General features: G+C 61.2%; 14 protein-coding genes. 1 reads left to right on the top strand and 13 read right to left on the bottom strand.

All coding sequences use genetic code 11. From position 1 onward, the window contains the following. Positions 1-532: 532 nt before the first annotated feature. Complete coding sequence (locus R6U20_RS02340) at positions 533-2,281, bottom strand: hypothetical protein (RefSeq protein ID WP_410336263.1); 1,749 nt, start codon at positions 2,279-2,281, stop codon at positions 533-535. Positions 2,282-2,587: 306 nt separating this feature from the next. Here R6U20_RS02340 and R6U20_RS02335 point away from each other — a divergent pair, with 306 nt between their 5' ends. Then, on the top strand, positions 2,588-4,033 hold the full coding sequence (locus tag R6U20_RS02335; RefSeq protein WP_410336262.1) for an HAD-IG family 5'-nucleotidase: 1,446 nt from the start codon (positions 2,588-2,590) through the stop codon (positions 4,031-4,033). A 122-nt stretch (positions 4,034-4,155) separates the two neighbouring features. On the opposite strand, the gene R6U20_RS02330 is transcribed toward R6U20_RS02335, so the two are convergent. The 12 genes from R6U20_RS02330 to R6U20_RS02275 all read right to left on the bottom strand — a co-directional run. Further along, on the bottom strand, positions 4,156-4,752 hold the full coding sequence (locus R6U20_RS02330) for a redoxin domain-containing protein (protein ID WP_410336261.1): 597 nt from the start codon (positions 4,750-4,752) through the stop codon (positions 4,156-4,158). A gap of 112 nt (positions 4,753-4,864) precedes the next feature. Beyond that, positions 4,865-6,007: a signal peptidase I gene (gene lepB / locus R6U20_RS02325; RefSeq protein WP_410336260.1), complete on the bottom strand. Its 1,143-nt coding sequence runs from the start codon at positions 6,005-6,007 to the stop codon at positions 4,865-4,867. A 32-nt stretch (positions 6,008-6,039) separates the two neighbouring features. Next, positions 6,040-6,855, bottom strand: a complete 816-nt coding sequence (locus tag R6U20_RS02320; protein WP_410336259.1) for a hypothetical protein — start codon at positions 6,853-6,855, stop codon at positions 6,040-6,042. A 22-nt stretch (positions 6,856-6,877) separates the two neighbouring features. Next, on the bottom strand, positions 6,878-8,698 hold the full coding sequence (gene lepA / locus R6U20_RS02315) for a translation elongation factor 4 (protein WP_410336258.1): 1,821 nt from the start codon (positions 8,696-8,698) through the stop codon (positions 6,878-6,880). A 52-nt stretch (positions 8,699-8,750) separates the two neighbouring features. Next, the gene (lspA, locus tag R6U20_RS02310; RefSeq protein ID WP_410336257.1) at positions 8,751-9,470 is read right to left on the bottom strand and encodes a signal peptidase II; all 720 of its coding nucleotides are present in this window, start codon (positions 9,468-9,470) and stop codon (positions 8,751-8,753) included. Between the two features lie 107 nt (positions 9,471-9,577). Further along, a complete protein-coding gene (locus R6U20_RS02305; RefSeq protein WP_410336256.1) occupies positions 9,578-10,021 on the bottom strand; it encodes a TraR/DksA family transcriptional regulator in 444 nt (147 codons plus the stop codon). A gap of 123 nt (positions 10,022-10,144) precedes the next feature. Beyond that, positions 10,145-13,378, bottom strand: a complete 3,234-nt coding sequence (ileS, locus tag R6U20_RS02300) for an isoleucine--tRNA ligase (protein WP_410336255.1) — start codon at positions 13,376-13,378, stop codon at positions 10,145-10,147. An 82-nt stretch (positions 13,379-13,460) separates the two neighbouring features. Beyond that, on the bottom strand, positions 13,461-14,300 hold the full coding sequence (locus R6U20_RS02295) for a purine-nucleoside phosphorylase (RefSeq protein ID WP_410336254.1): 840 nt from the start codon (positions 14,298-14,300) through the stop codon (positions 13,461-13,463). 154 nt (positions 14,301-14,454) lie between these two features. Then, positions 14,455-15,843, bottom strand: a complete 1,389-nt coding sequence (locus tag R6U20_RS02290) for a DivIVA domain-containing protein (protein WP_410336253.1) — start codon at positions 15,841-15,843, stop codon at positions 14,455-14,457. Between the two features lie 257 nt (positions 15,844-16,100). Further along, on the bottom strand, positions 16,101-16,829 hold the full coding sequence (locus R6U20_RS02285) for a YggS family pyridoxal phosphate-dependent enzyme (protein WP_410336252.1): 729 nt from the start codon (positions 16,827-16,829) through the stop codon (positions 16,101-16,103). A 135-nt stretch (positions 16,830-16,964) separates the two neighbouring features. Continuing rightward, on the bottom strand, positions 16,965-17,153 hold the full coding sequence (locus R6U20_RS02280) for a CPXCG motif-containing cysteine-rich protein (RefSeq protein WP_410336251.1): 189 nt from the start codon (positions 17,151-17,153) through the stop codon (positions 16,965-16,967). A gap of 91 nt (positions 17,154-17,244) precedes the next feature. Further along, on the bottom strand, positions 17,245-19,413 hold a 2,169-nt coding region (locus R6U20_RS02275; RefSeq protein ID WP_410336250.1), incomplete at its 5' end, for an ABC transporter permease.

Genomic DNA, 19,413 nt, shown 5'->3' with positions numbered 1-19,413 from the left:
CCGTCTCCATCCGCCGACGGGGGACCGTCGGTGGCAGGCTTCGCCGAAGGCGTGATCCTGTGGACATCTTCCCCTTGGAGTACGTGTTTAGCGACCTGTAGCCGAGGACTGGGAGCGCAGCAGACGCCCTGCGCGGTGTTCAGGCCAAGTTAGAACGGGGGCAGAGCCCCTGAACAGTCTGCGTCGCACGGCGGAGGGGCCGTAGGTCATGCCTGTTGTGCCATGCGACGAGAGGCAGAGCGACGTGCCTGGGTTCATGTACTGACGCATCGCACAACGGATGCAGCCCCCGTGTGTGTTCTTGGTCGTACCGGATGGCGAGACCCGGCGCTTGCTCCATTATTTTGCTGCAATGCGCACGGATCGCTTTGATGGCAACGATCTGACAGGTCTATTCGGTAGTGGATAGACCTTAAGTGATGGCCTTCTGGTAAAAACGTTGACTGCGGCGAACGGTCCTCCGTTCGCCCCCGTCCTCCCCGCCGGAGACGTCGGCGCCAGGTGTTTCCAATGATCCTGGAGTGGGGAACCATCAATACCGCAGGCTCTGGAACGGAAGCCCCCAGCGGATGGCTACGTGCGGCGTTACGTACGTCGTGGTGGGGCGCGCGGCATCGGTGGTGTGTTCGGCGCGGACGGCGGCTTCCAGCACCAGTTGGGGCAGCACTTCCATGCCGATGTGCGCCTCGCCCATGAGCCGGTTCTGACGCACGCCCTGCAGCATGGTCACGCCCCGGCTGCGCACGCGCGTCTGGTTAGAGCGCGTGGGATCGGCGCCAAAGTTTTCGGTGTCGGTGTTGCGTCCGCGGCGGGTGTACGCCACGTTGAATCCGGCCCGCCAGGCGCTGGCCGGGTCGTAGGTCGCCTGCACCGCCATGTCGATGCTGTTGGGTCCAGCAGGATGCCCCAGTCCGTCGTCCCAGTGCGCGTATGAGTTCGGGACGTACGTGTGCGCGTAGATATGCGGACGCAGCCGCGCAAATTCGCCACGCACGGACAGATTCGGCACCGCAGGGGGCACCCAGTGCGCGCCGAGCGTCCATGCCCACTTGTTGCCCCACCACTGATTGCCAATTTCGCTGGCTACGAACTCATCAAGGACAAACTGCCCGTAGAGGCGCAGGCCGCGCATCACCGTCCACGCCCCGTCGATGCCTACGAGTGCGCGATCGGGGCTGCCCAATTCGCGCTCTACGCCGCGCAGGAAGACAATCGGGTTTAGGTAGGCAACGTCGAATCCGCCCCGATTTACGGTGGAATCGCGCTCGGGCGCGAAGACGATCGTCTCGAACGCGCCCAGTTCGACCCGATCCGACACGCGCAGCGCCAGCCGGTGGGTGGCCCCGTAGCTACGCGGGCGGCGGCTGAAGTCGGGCGTTTCATCGGGAGCAGACGGACCAGCGGGGGCGGCGTAGCGCGAGAACAGGTTGGTGTATTGCACGCGTCCCACGGTGGTACGCAGCTGCACCTGATTGTGGGCAGGGCCGTAGTTCGAGAGCATCACCGAGCCGGTGCCGGGCCCCCAGCGGTTGCGGTCGCGTCCGGCACGCAGTTCGAAGAAACGGGTACGCAGTCCCACGACACCGCGCACATCGGCGTAGCCGTAGGTGTCGCCATGCAGCGTGACTTTGCCCTGGCGCGGCGCGGTGGGGCGGCCCGGTGTGTTAAAATCGACGCGAGGCGGACGTTCGCGGGTGGCGGTGGATTCGACATCAAAGAAGACGTAGCGCCCCAGGCGTCCGTACGTGCGGGCCCCGACCGTGCCCTGCCAGGCGGTGGATGCCTCGCCGGGCAGGTTGCGCTGCGTCACGGGTCCGAGTGCCCCGTACATGACGGGCGTGGCCTGGATGGCGTACTGCGTGCCGCGTGCGCTGATGAGGTCGTATCCGTTGGCGAAGGCGCCCCACTGCTGTCCACGGGCTGCGCCCGGACGCGCTGTGCGCCGCTGGTAGCGGTCGAGGTGCTGCTGCTCGGCGGGCGAGAGCATGTCGCGGCGCGTGTCGAGACTGTCGAGGACAGCGGCTGAGGCTCCGCGTGAGAGCGGTTTGTGCGAGAGCACCGCACGCGGCAGGCGTCCGAGGGTCTGCTGCCGCTCCAGGAAGTCGTGCAGCGGGTGGTTGATGCGCAGCAGTCCGTCGTGGTTGACGGTAGGGCGGGGGGATTCGGTGGTATCGGCGGAGATGCCGGGCGAAGGAGCCACGACCGGCAGTGCCGTTCCGCGCCCGGAGGCATGGGCGGGTTCAGCAGCAACCTGTGCCGCACCAAGACCTGCGAGCACCATAAGCAGCAGACGCAGGCATCCGGTAGGGATGTGCAGGCGACGGCCGCTCCTGTGCATCCATCTAAAAAACAGAGGGCAAACCCATTCGGAAAGCAGGCGAAACCAGTAGCGAAGCAGCATACGGGGGCGGGATTGGAGAGACATTAGTGTCAAACAACGGGTTTTGGAGGCGAGATACAACCCTGTGGGGGCTCGTGGAGTGGGTACCGCAAGAATAACACAATCGCTTTCTGCGTGGCGAAGCAAACGCGGCAGCGGCTCGTACAGGATGTCCGACTGATTTTCTTTCCTATCTGCCCCCGGTTTATGTCCAACGGAACGCGCGGCTTGTTTTGCAACCGCACCCTGAACTTGCGTGGCATTCGCGCTATTGGCTACGACATGGATTACACGCTGGTGCATTACCACATGCGCAAGTGGGAAAAGCAGGCATATTCCTATCTAAAACAGGGGCTTAGCGAGCGCGGATGGCCGGTGCACGACCTGTCGTTTGACCCGGACCTGGTGATTCGCGGGCTCATTCTGGATACGAAGCGCGGCAATGCGGTGAAGGCCAATCGGTTTGGCTATGTGAAGCGCGCGTTTCATGGCACCAAGCCGCTCGACTTTGACATGCAGCGGCAGACGTATCAGCGCATTCTGGTGGACCTGGCGGATGACCGCTGGCAGTTCTTGAACACGCTCTTTTCGATTTCGGCGGCGTGCATGTACATGCAGCTGGTGGACTTGATGGACGACGGCAAGCTCTCGGGTTCGATGAGCTACCACACGCTCTACGAGGAGGTGCAGTCTACCCTGGACGCCGCGCACATGGAGGGCCGTCTGAAGAAGGAGATTGTGGCCTCGCCCGAGCGGTTTGTGGATGTGGACGAGGAGATGCCGCTGGCCTTACTCGATCAGAAGATGGCGGGGCGCAAGCTCTTGCTCATTACGAACTCGGAGTGGTCGTACGCGCAGCCGATGCTCGACTACGTGTTTAACCCGTACTTGCCGGGCGAGATGACGTGGAGCGACCTGTTCGACATTTCGATTGTGGGCGCGCGCAAGCCGGATTTCTTTTCAGTGCGCATGCCCGCGTTTCGAGTGGTCTCGGACGATGGGATGCTGCGTGAGCACACGGGCGGTCCGCTTGCGGAAGATGCGGTGTATGTGGGTGCGAATGCTTCGCTGGTTGAGGAGACGCTGGGCCTGGCGGGGGAGGAGATCTTGTACGTGGGCGACCACTTGTTTGTGGATGTGAACATCACGAAGAAGGTGCTGCGCTGGCGCACGGCGCTGGTGGTGCGCGAGCTGGAGAAGGAGATTGAGGCGTTTCAGCAGTTCCACGAGGAGCAGAAAAAGCTTACCTCGCTGATGAAGCAGAAGAATGAGCTGGAGGATGAGTACTCGCAGATGCGCCTGCAGGTACAGCGCATCCGGAAGGGCTACGGGCAGCCCGAGGATCAGGGCAATCCGAAGCAGTTGGAGCGCCAGATGGTGGATCTGCGCGAGAAGCTGGTGGAGCTGGATAAACAGATTGCGCCGCTGGCGAAGGCAGCCGGGCAGCTGGGCAACGAGAACTGGGGCCCGATCATGCGCACCGGCAAGGACAAGAGCCTGTTTGCGCGTCAGGTGGAGCGCTACGCGGATGTGTACACGGGCCGCGTGTCCAATTTCTTGCATCAGACGCCGTTCGTGTACCTGCGCTCCTACCGTGGCAACCTGCCTCACGATGCGGTGTCGCTGCCGGATATGGAACTGGTGGCGCCGTGACGGGAAGCCCTAACCCTTAGGATATTTCGACTCTGTAGAGACGTGCCACTGGCGCGTCTCCACAGGGTTCTATACCCAGGACGGATGCAACATGCTAAACAGAGGACGCCCGACGTGCGCAATCAGGATACCGCTCCCTCTTGCAGCACAGCCTGTAGCACCGGACGAAAATCGCCCGGCAGCAGCAATCCGGTATGCTCGTATCGAATGGTGCCGCTGCGGTCGATGATGTAGGTGCGCGGCACTCCGCGCGTAGTACCGTACTGTTGCGACGCCACGCGCGGACTGTTCACAATGGGGTAGTTTACGGGCATCTGCTCCTCAATAAAGGCACGCACGACCTCCATTCCATTGGTATCTACCGATAGCCCGATAAACTGCACGCCCTGGCTTTCAAACTCATCTTGCATCTCTACAAAACCAGGCATCTGCTGCTTGCACGTTACGCACCACGTAGCCCACAGGTTAAGCACCACAACACGCCCCCGGTAGTCTGAAAGCTGAACAGGCGTTCCCTCAAGCGACTCTAACGTAAAGTCGGGAGCTGTGCGTCCGTCTTCAAGCTCTACTGTCGGGGCCCTTCCTGCGACTAAGTACCACACGAGGCCAAAAACGAGTGCCACCACCCAGAATCGCCCAATTAGGCTACTGATGCCCGACCCGATTCGGCTTAGCAGAGGTGGCGTGGCAGAGGAGTTGGTATGCGAGGTATCTGGCATGTTACTGTCTGTCTGAATCGGGGGGGTACCAGTTTGCGGGCATTGTATGCGTTAGAGATCGGGCGTGCCTAAGGAATCCAATGCCAAGTTCAAAGCATGGGGTCCTACTGGCCTACTCGCCAGGTTCTACGAGTTCGCCATCGCGGAGGTAGGGGGTATTCTCGAAGACGGCGGCGTCTTGAATGGAGCGTAGGATGCGACTGAAGCGCGGGCGCATGGCCTCGGCATCCCACGAGAAGTAGGTGAACAGCGCCTTGCCTACGATGTGATCGTGCGGCACGAAGCCCCAGAAGCGGCTGTCTTCGGAGTCGTCGCGGTTATCGCCGAGCATGAAGTAGTAGTCTTGCTCGAACGTGTACTCGGTGGTTTCCTCGCCGTCGATGGCGTAGGTGGAGTCGGTCATGGGGCGGGCCGAGCGGCCTTCGTATCCCGTAATAACGGGCTCGTACACGGGCCAGGTGTCTTCGTTGAGTGGCACGGTCATGCCAGTGGCCGGAATGGCGATGGGGCCGTAGTTATCGGGCGTGTATCCCTGATTGGGCGGGTACATGTTGGAATCGTAGTTGGCGTTGTTGAGCACGAGCGGCTCAATGCCTTCGACCCATGACCAGTCTTGCACCTGGAACGCAGCTTCAGCGGTAGCGCGTGTGCGGGCCTGTTCGCCATCGGGGCCCTCGCGCCAGGCCGTTATACCCAGTGCTTCAAGCTCCGAGCGCGACACCTGATAGCGGGCGTCGGACTTCTGCACCGTCCAGAGATACTGGAGTCCCTCGCCCAGTGGCATCGCTTGCTCATCAATCGACACCACTTTGTTATTGACAGCAAGCGTGTCACCCGGCATGCCAATCACACGTTTGATGTAGTGCATCTTGCGATCGATGGGCGCATCGTCGGGAGGCAGGTTGAATACGACGGCATCCCCTCGCTCAATGCGGGAAAACCCGGGCAGCCGCACGTACGGGAACTGCGGGTCGTCGAGGTACAGGTCCGGGCTAAACGCGCTGCCAAAGGGCACCGCCAGTGTCATGGGCAAGCGCGTGCCATAATGAAGCTTGGAGACGAAGAGATAGTCGCCCACGAGGAGGTTTTTCTCCATTGAGGGCGTGGGGATGCGGAAGAGGTCGAAGAAGAATGTGCGGATCACCAGCACGATGACCACCGCCACCACGATGGCCTCAATCCACTGGCGGAGTTCGCTTTTCTGTGGAGGCGCGTCGTTGCGCGTACGGGTGCGGGACGAGGAGCGATTGGCCACAGGGTAGAGACGTTATCGAATGGAAAAAGCAATTAGGGGGTGGGCGTAGGGGGCCGACGGCCGCGCGTAAGCTGACGGCGTGCAACAGGTTCGATAAAAAAGTCTGTACCGTCGTATCCCACACGATACCAGCGTGCATCAACCGCATCGTAGAAGTAGTCAACGTACGGAGCCCGGTCGGGGGTTTCTCGTAGGGGAGCCAGGACCGCTTCGCGCACTTCGGGCAGCACGTCGCGCCAGCGCCGCTCGGTGGCCACAATGAGACCGCGATCGCGCGGCCCGTTGGCATCGCTCACAACGACCGGAATGGAGTCATTCACGACAAACCAGTAGGCAAACTGATCAAAGTCGTCGCGGTTGGGCTGCAGGTCATCGGCTACGGCATAAGTGGGGGCATCGAAGTGTGCTTCCAGGCGGGCGCGCAGGTCGATGGTGCGTGTGGTGTCGAAAAACGTACGCCTGGGCTGCGGCCCCAAGAACGACCATTTGGTGTCGGCAAACGTTTCTTCGAGCCACTCTTTTTCGAAGCGCCGCAGCGCACGCATCCGCTCCATGGGAAAGGCATTGGAATCAGCCGCTGTCGGCGGGGGAGCCGAGGCGGTTTGGTGCAAGGAGTCAACCGCGAGCGCAAGCATACGCAACGCCATTGGCTCGGCCTCCTGATAGCGCGATTGTGGGTAGAGTTGGTCGAGCAGACGCAACTGCCGCGCCTGTTGGTAGCGGTCAACGATGTGCTGCCCCTGCACCGTGGCAGCGCCTGTGCTCATCCATAGCACAAGGACGCACAGCGCAGCGCTCCATACAGCAGCGCTCCATCCAAAAACAGCTCGCAGGGTGCAACGAGACATGGCGTACCTCAACGCGCGTCCTCTACTCATCGACCGAAAGAATGGCGAGGAAGGCCTCCTGCGGCACTTCTACATCGCCCACTTGCTTCATACGTTTCTTACCTTCTTTTTGCTTTTCAAGCAGCTTGCGCTTGCGCGTAATGTCGCCCCCGTAGCACTTCGCCGTTACGTCTTTGCGCTGGGCTTTTACGGTTTCGCGGGCCACAACGCGCCGCCCGATAGACGCCTGGATAGGGACCTCAAACAGCTGCTTTGGAATCTTCTCTTTGAGCTTCTTGGCCAGCTTGCGCCCCACCTCGTACGCTTTGTCGCGGTGCACGATGGTCGAGAGCGCATCGACCGGGTCTTTGTCGATGAGTACGGTGAGCTTGACGAGGTCGCTTTCGCGGTACTCCATGAACTCGTAGTCGAGGGAGGCGTAGCCGCGGCTTACGCTTTTGAGCTTGTCGTAGAAGTCGAACACAATCTCGGCCAGCGGCAACTCGTACTGTAGGTTGACGCGCTCCGTATCCAGATAGCGCTGATTCACGTACACGCCACGCCGGTTTTCGCAGAGTTGCATGATATTGCCGATGTACTCCGACGGCACAATGATGTCGGCCTTTACAAACGGCTCAAACACCGCGTCGATGTTGCCGTAGTGCGGCATCTCGCTGGGATTGTTGACGATGACGAGCTCCTGTTCGTCGTCGCCGGGCTCGCTCACGCGCACGCGGTACTCCACATTGGGCACCGTGGTGATGATGTCGAGCCCAAATTCGCGGTCGAGGCGCTCCTGAATGATCTCCATGTGCAGCAGGCCCAGGAATCCAACGCGGAAGCCAAAGCCCAGTGCAGTCGACGTTTCGGGCTCAAACGTGAGCGAGGCGTCGTTCAGCTGTAGTTTTTCGAGCGCGCTACGCAGGTCCTCGAAGTCTTCGGTATCACTCGGATGCACGCCGCTAAAGACCATGGGCTTTACCTTCTTGAAGCCCGGAATGGCCTTGTCGGCAGGGTTATGCTTGTGGGTGATGGTGTCGCCAACGCGGGTGTGCGACACGTCTTTAATGGATCCGATGATGTATCCCACATCACCGGCTTTGAGCGTATCGACCTTTTGCCGTCCCAAACGCAGCACGCCCAGCTCTTCGGCATCGTATTCCTGATGCGTGGCCATGAAACGCATCGCATCCCCCTTGTTGAGTGTGCCATCGAAGACGCGCGCGTAGACGACCGAGCCGCGGTAGGAGTCGTAGATGGAGTCGAAGATGAGCGCTTTCAGCGGCTTATCGGGGTTTCCGGTGGGCGGGGGCACCCGGTTGATCACGAGATCGAGCAGTTCGTCGACGCCCTCGCCGGTCTTGGCGCTAATCTTGATAATGTCTTCGGCGGGCTCGCCCAGCAGTTCTTCGAGCGACATGGCGACCTGGTCGGGCCGGGCCACGGGCAGGTCCACCTTATTCATGACTGGGATGATCTCCAGGTCTTGCTCCAGAGCCAGATAAGCGTTGGAGATGGTCTGCGCTTCGATGCCCTGGGCGGCGTCGACAAGAAGGATGGCCCCCTCGCACGCCTTCAGTGCCCGAGAGACTTCGTACGTAAAGTCAACGTGGCCGGGCGTATCGATCAGGTTGAAGGTGTAGGTTTCGCCCGCATCGGTCGTATGCTGCATGCGTACCGCGTGGCTTTTGATGGTGATGCCACGCTCACGCTCCAGGTCCATATCGTCGAGCGTCTGCTCCTGCAGGTCGCGGTCGCTGATGGTGCCCGTACGCTCCAGGAGCCGGTCGGCCAGGGTACTTTTCCCGTGGTCGATGTGGGCAATGATGCAAAAGTTGCGGATGTGCGAGGCGTCAATGGACATAGAGGGAAGCCGCTGCTTGAGACAGAACGCGAGACGTGCCACGGGGTGCTGTTTACGCCGAAAGACGCCCCGACGCCGCATCGGTGTCGTCCGCTTCGGAGGGAGAGCGCGACGGAGTCGACGTAGAGGCCGAGGTCGAAGTTCGAGCACGGGTGGACTGCTCGGCTTCGGGAGTCGCTTCGGGTTCGGTGGCCTCAGGAGTGCTTTCCGTACGGTCGGCTTCTTGGGCTTCTTCTTGGGCGATCATCTCTTCGTAGAACGCATTGTGAAATACGAGCACGCCCACCACTCCACACACAATAGCCATGTCGGCCACGTTCCAGATCGGAAAGAGCTCCATGTAGCTGCCCCCAATCAGCGGAACGCCTGGGTGCACAAGCCCCTGCCACAGGCTAACGTGGATGAAGTCCACCACGCGCCCCTGAAAGAGCTCGCCGTATCCGAGCCACCATCCATAAAACACACGGTCGATGATATTGCCAATGGCTCCGCCCAGGATGAAGGCCAGACTGGCGCGATAGGGCCAGTACATGTTGCGTACCTGCATGATGTAGTACACCACAAGCCCCGTGGCCAGCACCGCGAGCAGCGCCACCGTTCCGGGAGGGCCAAACTGAATCCCGAAAGCCATTCCCGGGTTTTCGGTAAATGTGAACCGCAGCCATTCGCCAATCAGCGGGATGGACTGATGACGGTGCATCATCTGAAGCACCAGCCACTTGGTGGCCTGGTCGATTCCTACAACGGCGACGGTAATCCAGAGAACGCGCATACGTACAACACAAAACAAACAAACGGTGGACCGCAGGCAACAGGCCGGGCGTTTTGACACGCGTCATGCCGCCCCTCGGCATGGCGCTCCTGATCAGGCCGCACGGCCTACGACTGCTGTCGCTCCTTCTTTTTCTGCTCCTTCTTGGCCTTGATCGAGATCTCGGTGTGGGGCACGGCCTCCAGCCGCTCTTTGGCAATGGGCTTGCCTGTTACCTTGCAGATGCCGTAGGTGCCGTTCTTGATACGCTCCAACGCACGGTCGAGATAGCCGATGTACTTCTGCTGGCGCGCAATCATCAGATGCAGCTTTTCGCGCTCCATGGCATCGGTGCCTGCATCGGCCATGTGAAAGCTGTAGGCCGTGTTATCGCCTGCTTGCTCCTTGGCCTCCTCGATCTGGTTGCGCATCCGCGCGACATCGTCTTTGGCTTTGCGGCGGCGCTCCAGAATGAGATCTTTGAAGTGTTGCAGCTCTTCCTCCGAAAACGGAGTCTCGGACGCCTGATCGGTGGTAGCAGAGTCGGAAGAAGGCGTAGCGTCGTCAGCCATAGAGGTCAATCCATACGAGGAACGGAACAAATTTTAGAGGCGGTACAGCGACGCGGAAAGTTAGCCTGGCTTCAACGCCAATGCCTCACAAAAAGGCTAAGGCTTCGAAGCGAACGCCTCGCGCTACATCCGCGACGCCCGCCGGATACCTACGGTCAAGTGCTCATCCCCAATCTCGAACGTTTGGGTCGCCTCGCCCGTAGGCTGATTGGAAGGCTGCAACTCCAGGGCCAACGTCTCGTTCCGGATCCACTCGGCGTAGGCGTTCACCGCACTGCGAATCGGGGCGGAGCCGTCGTAGGTCACGACAATACGATCGGTGACGTCAAACTCGGCTTCCTTGCGCAGATTCTGAATGCGCTTGACGGATTCGCGGGCCAGCCCCTCGGTGCGCAGGTCGTCGGTGATCTGCGTGTCGAGTGCTACCGTCACGTCGCGGTGCTGCTCCACAAGCCATCCCTCGATACCGGCACTGGAGATCTCCAGGTCGTCGGGGCCCAGGCGTACGGTTTCGCCCTCTACGCCCAGCTCAATGTGGCCCTGCTCCAGGTAGCGCCCAATAGCATCGTCATCGAGCGCGCGCACGGCTTTGTTCACCGGCTGCATGAGCGGACCCAGGCGCGGACCCAGACGGCTGAAGTTCGGGGTGGCCGAGCGTTCAACCACTTCGCTGGAGCCGTCGACGTACTCGATGGTCTTTACGTTCACCTCGTCCAGGATGATGTCGCGCACCTGCTCCACTACGTCTTCGGAGACGCCGGTGCCGGTGACCACCATAAGGCGGCCCAGCGGCTGCCGCACGTTGATCTCGGCTTCGTTGCGCAGCGACAGCACCACCGAGGAGATGGTGCGCGCCAAACCCATGCGGTGCTCCAGTGCATCGTCGTGGCGCGATTCCGTGAGTGCAGGGAAGTCGGCCAGATGCACCGAATCGCCCGCGGGCGTAGCGTCGCTGTCGTGCAGCGCCTGAAAGAGCCACTCGCCAAAGAAGGGCGCAATTGGGCTCATAAGACGCGACACCGTCTCCAGGCATTCGTACACCGTGTCGTAGGCGGCTTGTTTGTTGGAGGCCGACACCGCGTCCTCCGCCCCTTCATCGGTTCCGTTCTGCGACTGTTTCGAGGCCCAAAAGCGCCGCCGCGACCGCCGCAGATACCAGTTCGACAGGTCGTCTACAAACTGCTCTACAGCCCGCGCCGCATTGGTCGGATGGTACTCGTCCAGTTCGTCGGTAACGGTCGTGATGGTCGTTTGCAGACGGCTCACGATCCACCGGTCGAGTTCGGGACGCTCATCTACTGGCACCGGATTGCCCGTGTATGTGTAGCCGTCGATGTTGGCGTAGGTGGCGAAGAAGCTGTACACGTTTTCGAGCGTGCCAAAGAACTTGCGGCGCAGATCGCGCAGTCCACGCTTCGAGAAGCGGATGTTCTCCCACGGCGGCGTGTTGCTCATCATGTACCAGCGCACCACATCGGCGCCGAACTCGTCGATCACCTCGAACGGCTCCAGCGTGTTGCCCTTCGACTTCGACATCTTGTTGCCGTCGTCGTCGAGCACGAGACCGTTTACGACGACATTCTCGTACGCCACGCCATCCATAATGAGCGTAGCCAGTGCGTGCAGCGTGTAGAACCATCCGCGCGTCTGGTCCACCCCCTCCGCGATAAAGTTGGCGGGGAAGTTGCGCTCGAACTGCTCTTTGTTCTCGAACGGATAGTGCCACTGTGCAAAGGGCATGGCACCCGAGTCGAACCACACGTCAATGAGGTCGGGCACACGGCGCATGGTACCGCCCACATCGTCGGGCGCGGGCCAGGTGAGTTCGTCCACAAAGGGGCGGTGCAGGTCGATGTCGTCGTTGTCGTCGGGCAGCTGGTCGCCGCACTTGGCGCGTAGCTCCTCGATCGAGCCGATGACCTCAATGTACTCGGGGTCTTCGTCGCTCTGCCAGATGGGCAGTGGCGTGCCCCAGTAGCGGCGGCGGCTCAGCGCCCAATCGATGTTGTTCTCCAGCCACTCGCCAAAGCGTCCCTCGCCCACGCCCGGCGGCTGCCAGTTGATGGTCTCGTTGAGCTCCACCATCCGCTCTTTCACAGCCGTGGTTTCCACAAACCAGCTTTCGACCGGGTAGCTCATCAGCGGCGTGCCCTTGCGCCAGTCGTGCGGGTAGTTGTGCAGGTACGTTTCGTGCTTGTAGAGCAGCCCGCGCTTCTTCAGGTCGGTGGTAATCGTCTTATCGGCGTCTTTGAACCACTCGCCTTCAACCAGCGGCGCCTCGTCGGTGAAGTGGCCGTCGGCATCGATCGGGTTCACGAGCGGCAGGTCGTGGTCTTGGGCCACGGCGTAGTCCTCCTCGCCATAGGCGGGCGCCATGTGCACCACGCCAGTGCCTTCTTCAGTTGAGACGATGCCGGCGGGCACGACACGCCATGCCGCATCCGCCCCTAATTGGTCTTTGAAGTAGGGAAACTCGGGCTCGTACGTCTGCCCTACCAGGTCGCTACCCGGCATGGTTTCCACAATTTCATAGGGCTCATCGCCGAGTACGGTGTCGACCAGTTCTTCGGCCATGATGAGCGTTTCCGGGCCCTGATGCGGGTCGTCGTGCTCAACGCGCGCATAGGTGAGGTCGGGTCCTACAGCCAGTGCCGTATTCGAGATGAGCGTCCACGGTGTGGTCGTCCACGCCAGGAAGTAGGTATCGTCTTCGCCATGCACGGGGAAGCGGATGTAGACGCTCGGGTCCTGGGTTTCTTCGTAGCCGAGGCTTACCTCGTGCGAGGAGAGCACCGTGTGCGAGCCGGGGCTGTACCACTGAATCTTGTAGCCTTGGTAGAGCAGACCTTTCTCGTGGATCTGCTTAATGAGCCACCAGAGCGTTTCGATGTAATCAGTCTCGAAGGTGACGTACGGGTCATCGAGATCGACCCAGTAGCCCATGCGGGTGGTAAGTTCATCCCACAGGTCTTTGTATTCGAGCACGCTGTTGCGGCACGCGGCGTTGTAGGCTTCGATGCCGTACTCCTCGATGTCGGCGCGGCTCTGGAGGTCGAGGCGCTTCTCAATCTCGATTTCGACGGGCAGGCCGTGGGTATCCCACCCGGCTTTGCGAGCCACCTGAAAGCCCTGCATCGTCTTGTAGCGGCAGAAGATGTCCTTAATCGACCGCGCCATCACGTGGTGGATGCCGGGGCGTCCGTTGGCGGTGGGCGGGCCTTCGTAGAAGGTGTAGGCCGGTGCGCCCTCGCGCTCGGAGAGGGTGCGGTCGAACACGTTGTGCTCGGCCCACCAGTCGAGCAGGTCCTCTTCCATATCGGGAAGCGAAAGGCGGTCGATGGGCGTGAAGTGACTCATGAAATCAGCAGACAATCTAAACAGAACGAACAGGGCGGCCTCCGGCAAGACGGCTTCTGGACGCAACGCCGCCGGAATCAGCTTACAGGGTGGGTAGCAGTTGCGCAAGGACGCGGGCCAGGCGCTTGCGTCCGGTATCCGCCGCCGTGGCAACGTCGCCGGGCGCGGTGGGCTGCATCGTATCGGCAAAACAGGTATCGGTAATGACAGCAGCCCCCAGTACGCGCAGGCCCATATGGCGTGCCACAATAATTTCGGGGATGAGTCCGGTGCCGACCGCATCCGCCCCAATATGCTGCATGAACCGGTACTCGGCTTTTGTTTGCAGGTTAGGCCCCGGCACGCCCAGGTAGATGCCGTTGTGCAGGCGCGTTTCGGCGCGGGTAGCGGCCTTGTGGGCGGCGGTGCGCAGGTCGGCGCTGTAAGGCGCGCTCATGTCGGGAAAGCGCGGTCCCCACGCATCCACATTGGGCCCTTCGAGCGGATTTGCGCCTTGCAGGTTGATATGATCGCTCAGCAGCATCACATCGCCGGGCGCGTAGTGCGGGTTTACGCCACCCGCGGTGGTTGCCGCAATCAGCAGGTCAATGCCCAGCGCGCCCATAATGCGGATCGGCAGTGCCACCTCGCGCGCCGAGAGGCCATCGTACAGATGCAGCGGCTCGGGCACCGCCAGCACGTCGTGGCCGTGCAGCGTACCGGCTACAAACGTGCGGTCGGGCCCGCTGTTGGCAGTTGGCAGGTGGGGGACATCAGCAAACGGCACCGTGGTTGTTTCCGAAAGAGCATCAGCAAGCGACGCTGTTCCGGCCCCAGTGAGCAGTCCAATGTTCGGTGTGCCGGGCAGCTTGGCCGGCAGCACATCGGCTGCTGCGTTAACGTGGGCAAGGCGTGTATCGGGGGCGAGAACAGAGTCAGCCATACTTGAGGAAGCCGTTGATAGAAAGCCGTTGATAGAAAGCCGTGATGGGAGAACGTCCATGCAAAAGAGGGCAGCGCGATGCGACGCGCCACCCTCTCCATCCTTACAAATACCGACGAGACATGCAACCCGTGCCCAGGCACTTCCGGGCAGATTAGTCCATGTCTTCGAGAATGCTCCAGATCTTTTCGATTTCCTCGGTAGAGGCTTCGTCTTCGTCCTCGGTACGTTTATCCTCGGTACGCCGTGATTTTTTCTCGGATTTGCTTTCTCCGCCCTTCTGCTCCGACTCACGCTGTTGTACATCGCGCTTGATGGCCTCAAACTGCGACTCGCTGGGAGCAGCGCTTGGCGTTGTGGTTGGGCTCTCTTGGCTGCTGGTGCTCGATTCTTTTTTGGAGGATGAGGAGCCCCCGGTTTTTCCCTCAAGCACCGGAAAGAGCGATCGCATCGCACGCTCCAGGTCGTCGTCTCCATCGTCGTCGTCATCATCCTCTGCTTCAACGTCAACATCTGGCGCCTCAAACTCAGCAGTGGCGTCGTCGGGGTCGTCTGCCCCGCCCTCGAACATCGACGAGAAGTCGGTCCTGGCTGCTTCTTGTGTATCGGTCTCGTCTTGCGTCTCTGCCTCCTCCTCGGCGTCCCCGAGCAGATCAGAGAAGTCGAACTCGTCTGTCGCCTCAGCGTCGTCTACCGGTTCGGCAGGATCTGCCGAAGGGGTACTGGGAGATTCAGCCTTCGAGGGTTCGGGGGGGGCAGATGCCGTGTCAGACGTATCAGCCGATGCATCGGAAGCGCTGCCGCCCTCCAACATCTGCCCAACTTCGGACATGACGTCTTTGGCTACATTAGAGTCGCTGGCGGAGTCTTGCGCATCGTCTTCGGTATCGTCGTCTGCATCGGCCTCCACGTCCAGTTCGGAAGGAGTAGGCGTGTCGGTCTCGGCAGGTGACGGAGCGGGTTCGGGTGATGCGGATGCCTTGGCGTCGCTGCGCTCTGTGTTGCGCTCGGCCATGTCGCTATCGACGAGCGTGTCGAGCGTGCCCATGCCAGCGGCATCGTGGGAATCGGGAGCCGTACGCGCCTGCGGCATGTCGCCTTCTTTGTAGGCCGCAAGCATTTCCATCTCAGACTGCAAGAACGCATTGAGGCGCGAGGCAATACGCTGCTGCCGCTGCTCCAGCGCGTGCACCTTCTGCTGAATGGCATTGCGCTCTTTCTCGGCCTGGGTGGTAATGCGCTCCGCCTTAGCCTCGGCGCGCTCCACAATGTTTTCGGCCTTGTCGCGCGCATTGCTCAGGTGCTGCTCCGCGTTTTCGCGCGTGGCTGAGAGCGCCTCTTGCAGTGCATCTTCCACCTTCTCGACGTGCGACATCTGCTGCTCCAGCTCTTCGGCGCGGCTTTTGGCACGACGCGTTTCGCTTTCGAGCTCTTCCCACTGGTCAGCAACCATCTCCAGGAAGCTATCCACCTCCTCCACGCTGTATCCGCGCAGACTGCGGTCGAAGTCTTGTTTTCGAATGTCAAGGGGCGTAAGCTTCATATGCTGAACTGTAGGTGTGGAAAAGACCGTGAGTACCGAGGCGTCCGATCTTGCGGCCGTATCTTTATAAATGCAAAAGGCGTGCGACGGATGCAACCACCTATCGAGAATGCAGCCGAGTAGAGCCTCCTGCTCGTGTCTCCGCAACGACCTGCTTGCAACGTTACGTCCGTTTCACGATGGACCGCACATTCTGTTTCGCCTGTTCTCCACACGTCGGACGTTGCGGCGCTCTCGCATCCCCAACCACGGCGCTGCTACGACCGCGGCCCGAAGATGGCACTGCCAATACGGACCACTGTGCTTCCTTCCTCAATGGCTACTTCGAAATCATTACTCATGCCCATCGAAAGTTCTTCAAGAGATACATTGGCGGGGTCTCCGGTGTATGTTTCTGCCAGCGTACGTAGCCGGGCAAATTCGGAACGGACCGTTTCAGAATCGTCCACGAACGAGGCCATTCCCATAAGGCCGTCGATGTGGAGATTTTCATGCTTAGCACACGCATCCAGAAAATCATGCAGTTCCTCAGGCGGCAACCCGTACTTCTGGTCGGCCCCACTGATGTTTACCTGCACAAAGCACGGCAGCACGCGGTCGTTCTTGGCGGCGCGTTTGTTGAGTTCTTCGGCCAGGCGTGGGCTGTCGAGCGCCTCGAAGCGGTCGGCGTGGCGCGCAACGAACTTGGCTTTGTTCGTTTGTAGATGCCCAATCATGTGCCAGCACACATCGCCCCCTTTCCAGCGGCCAGGGCGCTCCTCCACGCGGTCGCGCAGGGCACGAGCGCGGTTCTCCCCAAAATGCGTAAGTCCCGCTGCCACGCCCGACACAATAGCCTGCATGGGAAAGGTCTTGGACACCCCCACAATGGTAATTTCATCTGCCGACCGGCCCGCACGCTCGCACGCACGGCCGATGCGCTCGCGCACCTCGTCTACGCGGCGGTGCACAGCCTCGGGAGCCAGTTGGGTTTCTGTATCGGGCATAAACGGAACGGGAGTATCTAATTCAAAAAATACGACAGGTTCAGGGGGATGCGAACAGTCTGCTCGTAATGGCAGCGTCGCCTCCATCTCCCCAGGAACGCCCTACTACATGCACGGCTCATTGACGTGCAGGACTCATCGGTGACCGCTGGTGGGCTGTGCGCTGAACGCGACAATACGCCCATTCTGCACCTTCACTCGAATCTGGATCGGGCGGCAGCACACCCAGCAGTCAACAACGTACTCATGGGTGCCCTCTACCGGATCGACCTGCTCGGTTAGTGTTTCCCAGCAGTACGGACACGTAAAAGGATGCTCAAGCATAACAACAAAATGCTGTTGGAAGCGCTTTTCGGTCAGGGGCGCATGTTCATCGGTTCAAGGCCTTCTACCGGGCGCTGCCCTACCCCAGCGGTTAGGCTTCCGCTTGCAAGACGGCACGCGGAGATTGGTCGTACAACGTACGGCTGTTGAAGAGCCCCAAGCCAAGCACCAGCGTTACAATTACGACAAAGGTAAGGGCCAGGTCGCTCCACGACACCGCCACGGTGCTGTCAAAGACAAAGTACGCAAGCAATCCCCCCGCGCCTACTGCCAGGCCAATGCCCGCGGCCGCAGCCAGCGCGCCCAGCAGCAGGTACTCCACTGCCAATATCTTGAGCACTGTAGCCCGCGATGCTCCCAGCGTTTTGAGAAGCACGCTCTCCTCCGCCCGCTGATACCGATTCACCAGCAGCGTGCCCATGAGCACCAGGAGTCCGGTGAGCACGCTGAAGAGCGCCATCACACGGATGACGTAGCCCAGCTTCGAAAACAGATCTTGCGCGGTGCGCAACACCAGCGTCAGGTCGATAATGGATACGTTGGGGAAGGCTTCAACGACGGCGCTCTGGATTGCGGCGGCGTGATCGGTGCCATTGGTGCGGCTGAGCATGGCGTAGATCTGCGGGGCGTCTTCGAGCACGCCAGGCGGAAACACCACAAAGAAGTTGGTGCCAATGCGCTGCCAGTCGACGCGGCGCAGGCTGCGCACCTCGGTGGTCATGGGCACGCCCTGCACATCGAAGGTGAGTTCATCGCCTATGGCTACGTTTAGCTCCTCGGCAATGTCGGCTTCGAGCGAGATGGGCACGGGTCCGTCGCCCTCGAAGCGCTCGCTCACGAACGTGCCTTCCACGATCTCCTCGCTTTCAGTGAGGTGATCGCGGTAGGTAGAGCGGTACTCGCGCCGATGCGCCCAGGTGGTGCGTACGTCGGGATCTTCACGCAGCGCCTCAACCGAGCGCCCGTTCACCGCCGAGAGCCGCATGGTTACGATGGGCTCTTCATCAAGCACCGGCGCTCCAGCATCCTCAATCGTATTTGCTACGCCACGCACCTGGTCAGGCTGCACGTCGAAGAGCACCATGTTGGGACGATCTTCCGCATCGCCGGTCAGGCGGATCTGTGAGAGGATCGTCTCCTGCGACACAAGCAGCGTCGCAATCAGGAACGAGCCCAGCCCCAGCGCTACCAGCAGCACGGTGGTTTGGTTGTGCGGACGGTGCAGGTTCGCGAGGCCCTGCCGCAGCGGATAGCTCCAGCTTGACGGCACCGCGCGGCGCAGCGCCGCCATGAGTCCGTAGGCCAGCCCCGCCAGCGCGGCAAACACCACAACGAGTCCTCCAGCGTAGCCCAGCCCGATCTCCCACGTAGGCGCTTGCACCACGGCAAAGATTGTGAGTGCCGCCGCAATGACACCGCCCACCGCCCAGCGCGCCCAGTCGCGTCCCTCAGCGCCTTCTACCTGCTGCCGCAACGCTTGCAGCGGCGACACGCGGCGCACGGGCAAGAGCGGAATCAGTGCGAAGAGGATCGTAGCGATGGTGCCCAGACCCAGCCCCAGTCCCACCGCGCGCCACGACACCGTAAACGACACCGGCACCGGCAGGAAGTCCGCAAGCACGGCAGGCACAGCCATCTGCATGGCCACGCCAAGGGCCGTGCCCAGCCCCCCGCCAAGCGCGCCCAGCGCAGCGGCCTGCGTCAGGTAGATGCGAAAGGTTTGCCCGGACTTTGCCCCCAGGCAGCGTAGCACCGCAACCGAGGTCAGGCGTTGTTGGATGTACACGTGCATGGCGCTGGCAATGCCAATGCATCCCAGGATGAGCGCCATGAATCCCACCAGCCCCAGAAAGCGATACAGGTTGCCGAGCCCCTCGCGCCAGTTGCCCGCGGCCTCTTCGACCGTGTCGATGTCGACATCTGCCGCCTCCATGCCTGGACGGATGTTCTCGACAAGCGCCTCGATGTCGCGGTCGTCGTCGAACTGAAAGTAGAGCTCGTGCTCCGCGCGGCTGCCGGGCCCCAGCAAGGTGGTGTCGAGTCCGGCGTAGGGCACGTACACACGCGGACTGAACGAGGAGGCGATGCCGGCTTCATTCGGCATCTGGTCGACCCGCCCGGCCACCGGGTACCAGTTGCGTCCAACACGGATCGAGTCGCCCTCCGACAGCGAGAAGGCGTTCCAGAGCGTGGCATCTACCAGCGCTTCACCGCGCTCGGCAAATCCGTCGTAGCGGCCTTCGGGTGTCGTTTCCACGGC

Origin of the sequence: Longimonas sp., assembly GCF_046498435.1 — a bacterium.
Taxonomy (GTDB): Bacteria; Bacteroidota; Rhodothermia; order Rhodothermales; family Salinibacteraceae; genus Longimonas.
Note: the sequence above shows the minus strand (reverse complement) of the source record. Positions and strands in the feature narration are given on the sequence as shown.

Coding starts and splice junctions, on each gene's coding strand:
- R6U20_RS02340 (WP_410336263.1), bottom strand. CDS start 2,281: ATGGTGCTCGCAGGTCTTGGTGCGGCACAGGTTGCTGCTGAACCCGCC.
- R6U20_RS02335 (WP_410336262.1), top strand. CDS start 2,588: ATGTCCAACGGAACGCGCGGCTTGTTTTGCAACCGCACCCTGAACTTG.
- R6U20_RS02330 (WP_410336261.1), bottom strand. CDS start 4,752: ATGCCAGATACCTCGCATACCAACTCCTCTGCCACGCCACCTCTGCTA.
- R6U20_RS02320 (WP_410336259.1), bottom strand. CDS start 6,855: ATGTCTCGTTGCACCCTGCGAGCTGTTTTTGGATGGAGCGCTGCTGTA.
- lepA (WP_410336258.1), bottom strand. CDS start 8,698: ATGTCCATTGACGCCTCGCACATCCGCAACTTTTGCATCATTGCCCAC.
- lspA (WP_410336257.1), bottom strand. CDS start 9,470: ATGCGCGTTCTCTGGATTACCGTCGCCGTTGTAGGAATCGACCAGGCC.
- R6U20_RS02305 (WP_410336256.1), bottom strand. CDS start 10,021: ATGGCTGACGACGCTACGCCTTCTTCCGACTCTGCTACCACCGATCAG.
- ileS (WP_410336255.1), bottom strand. CDS start 13,378: ATGAGTCACTTCACGCCCATCGACCGCCTTTCGCTTCCCGATATGGAA.
- R6U20_RS02295 (WP_410336254.1), bottom strand. CDS start 14,300: ATGGCTGACTCTGTTCTCGCCCCCGATACACGCCTTGCCCACGTTAAC.
- R6U20_RS02290 (WP_410336253.1), bottom strand. CDS start 15,843: ATGAAGCTTACGCCCCTTGACATTCGAAAACAAGACTTCGACCGCAGT.
- R6U20_RS02285 (WP_410336252.1), bottom strand. CDS start 16,829: ATGCCCGATACAGAAACCCAACTGGCTCCCGAGGCTGTGCACCGCCGC.
- R6U20_RS02280 (WP_410336251.1), bottom strand. CDS start 17,153: ATGCTTGAGCATCCTTTTACGTGTCCGTACTGCTGGGAAACACTAACC.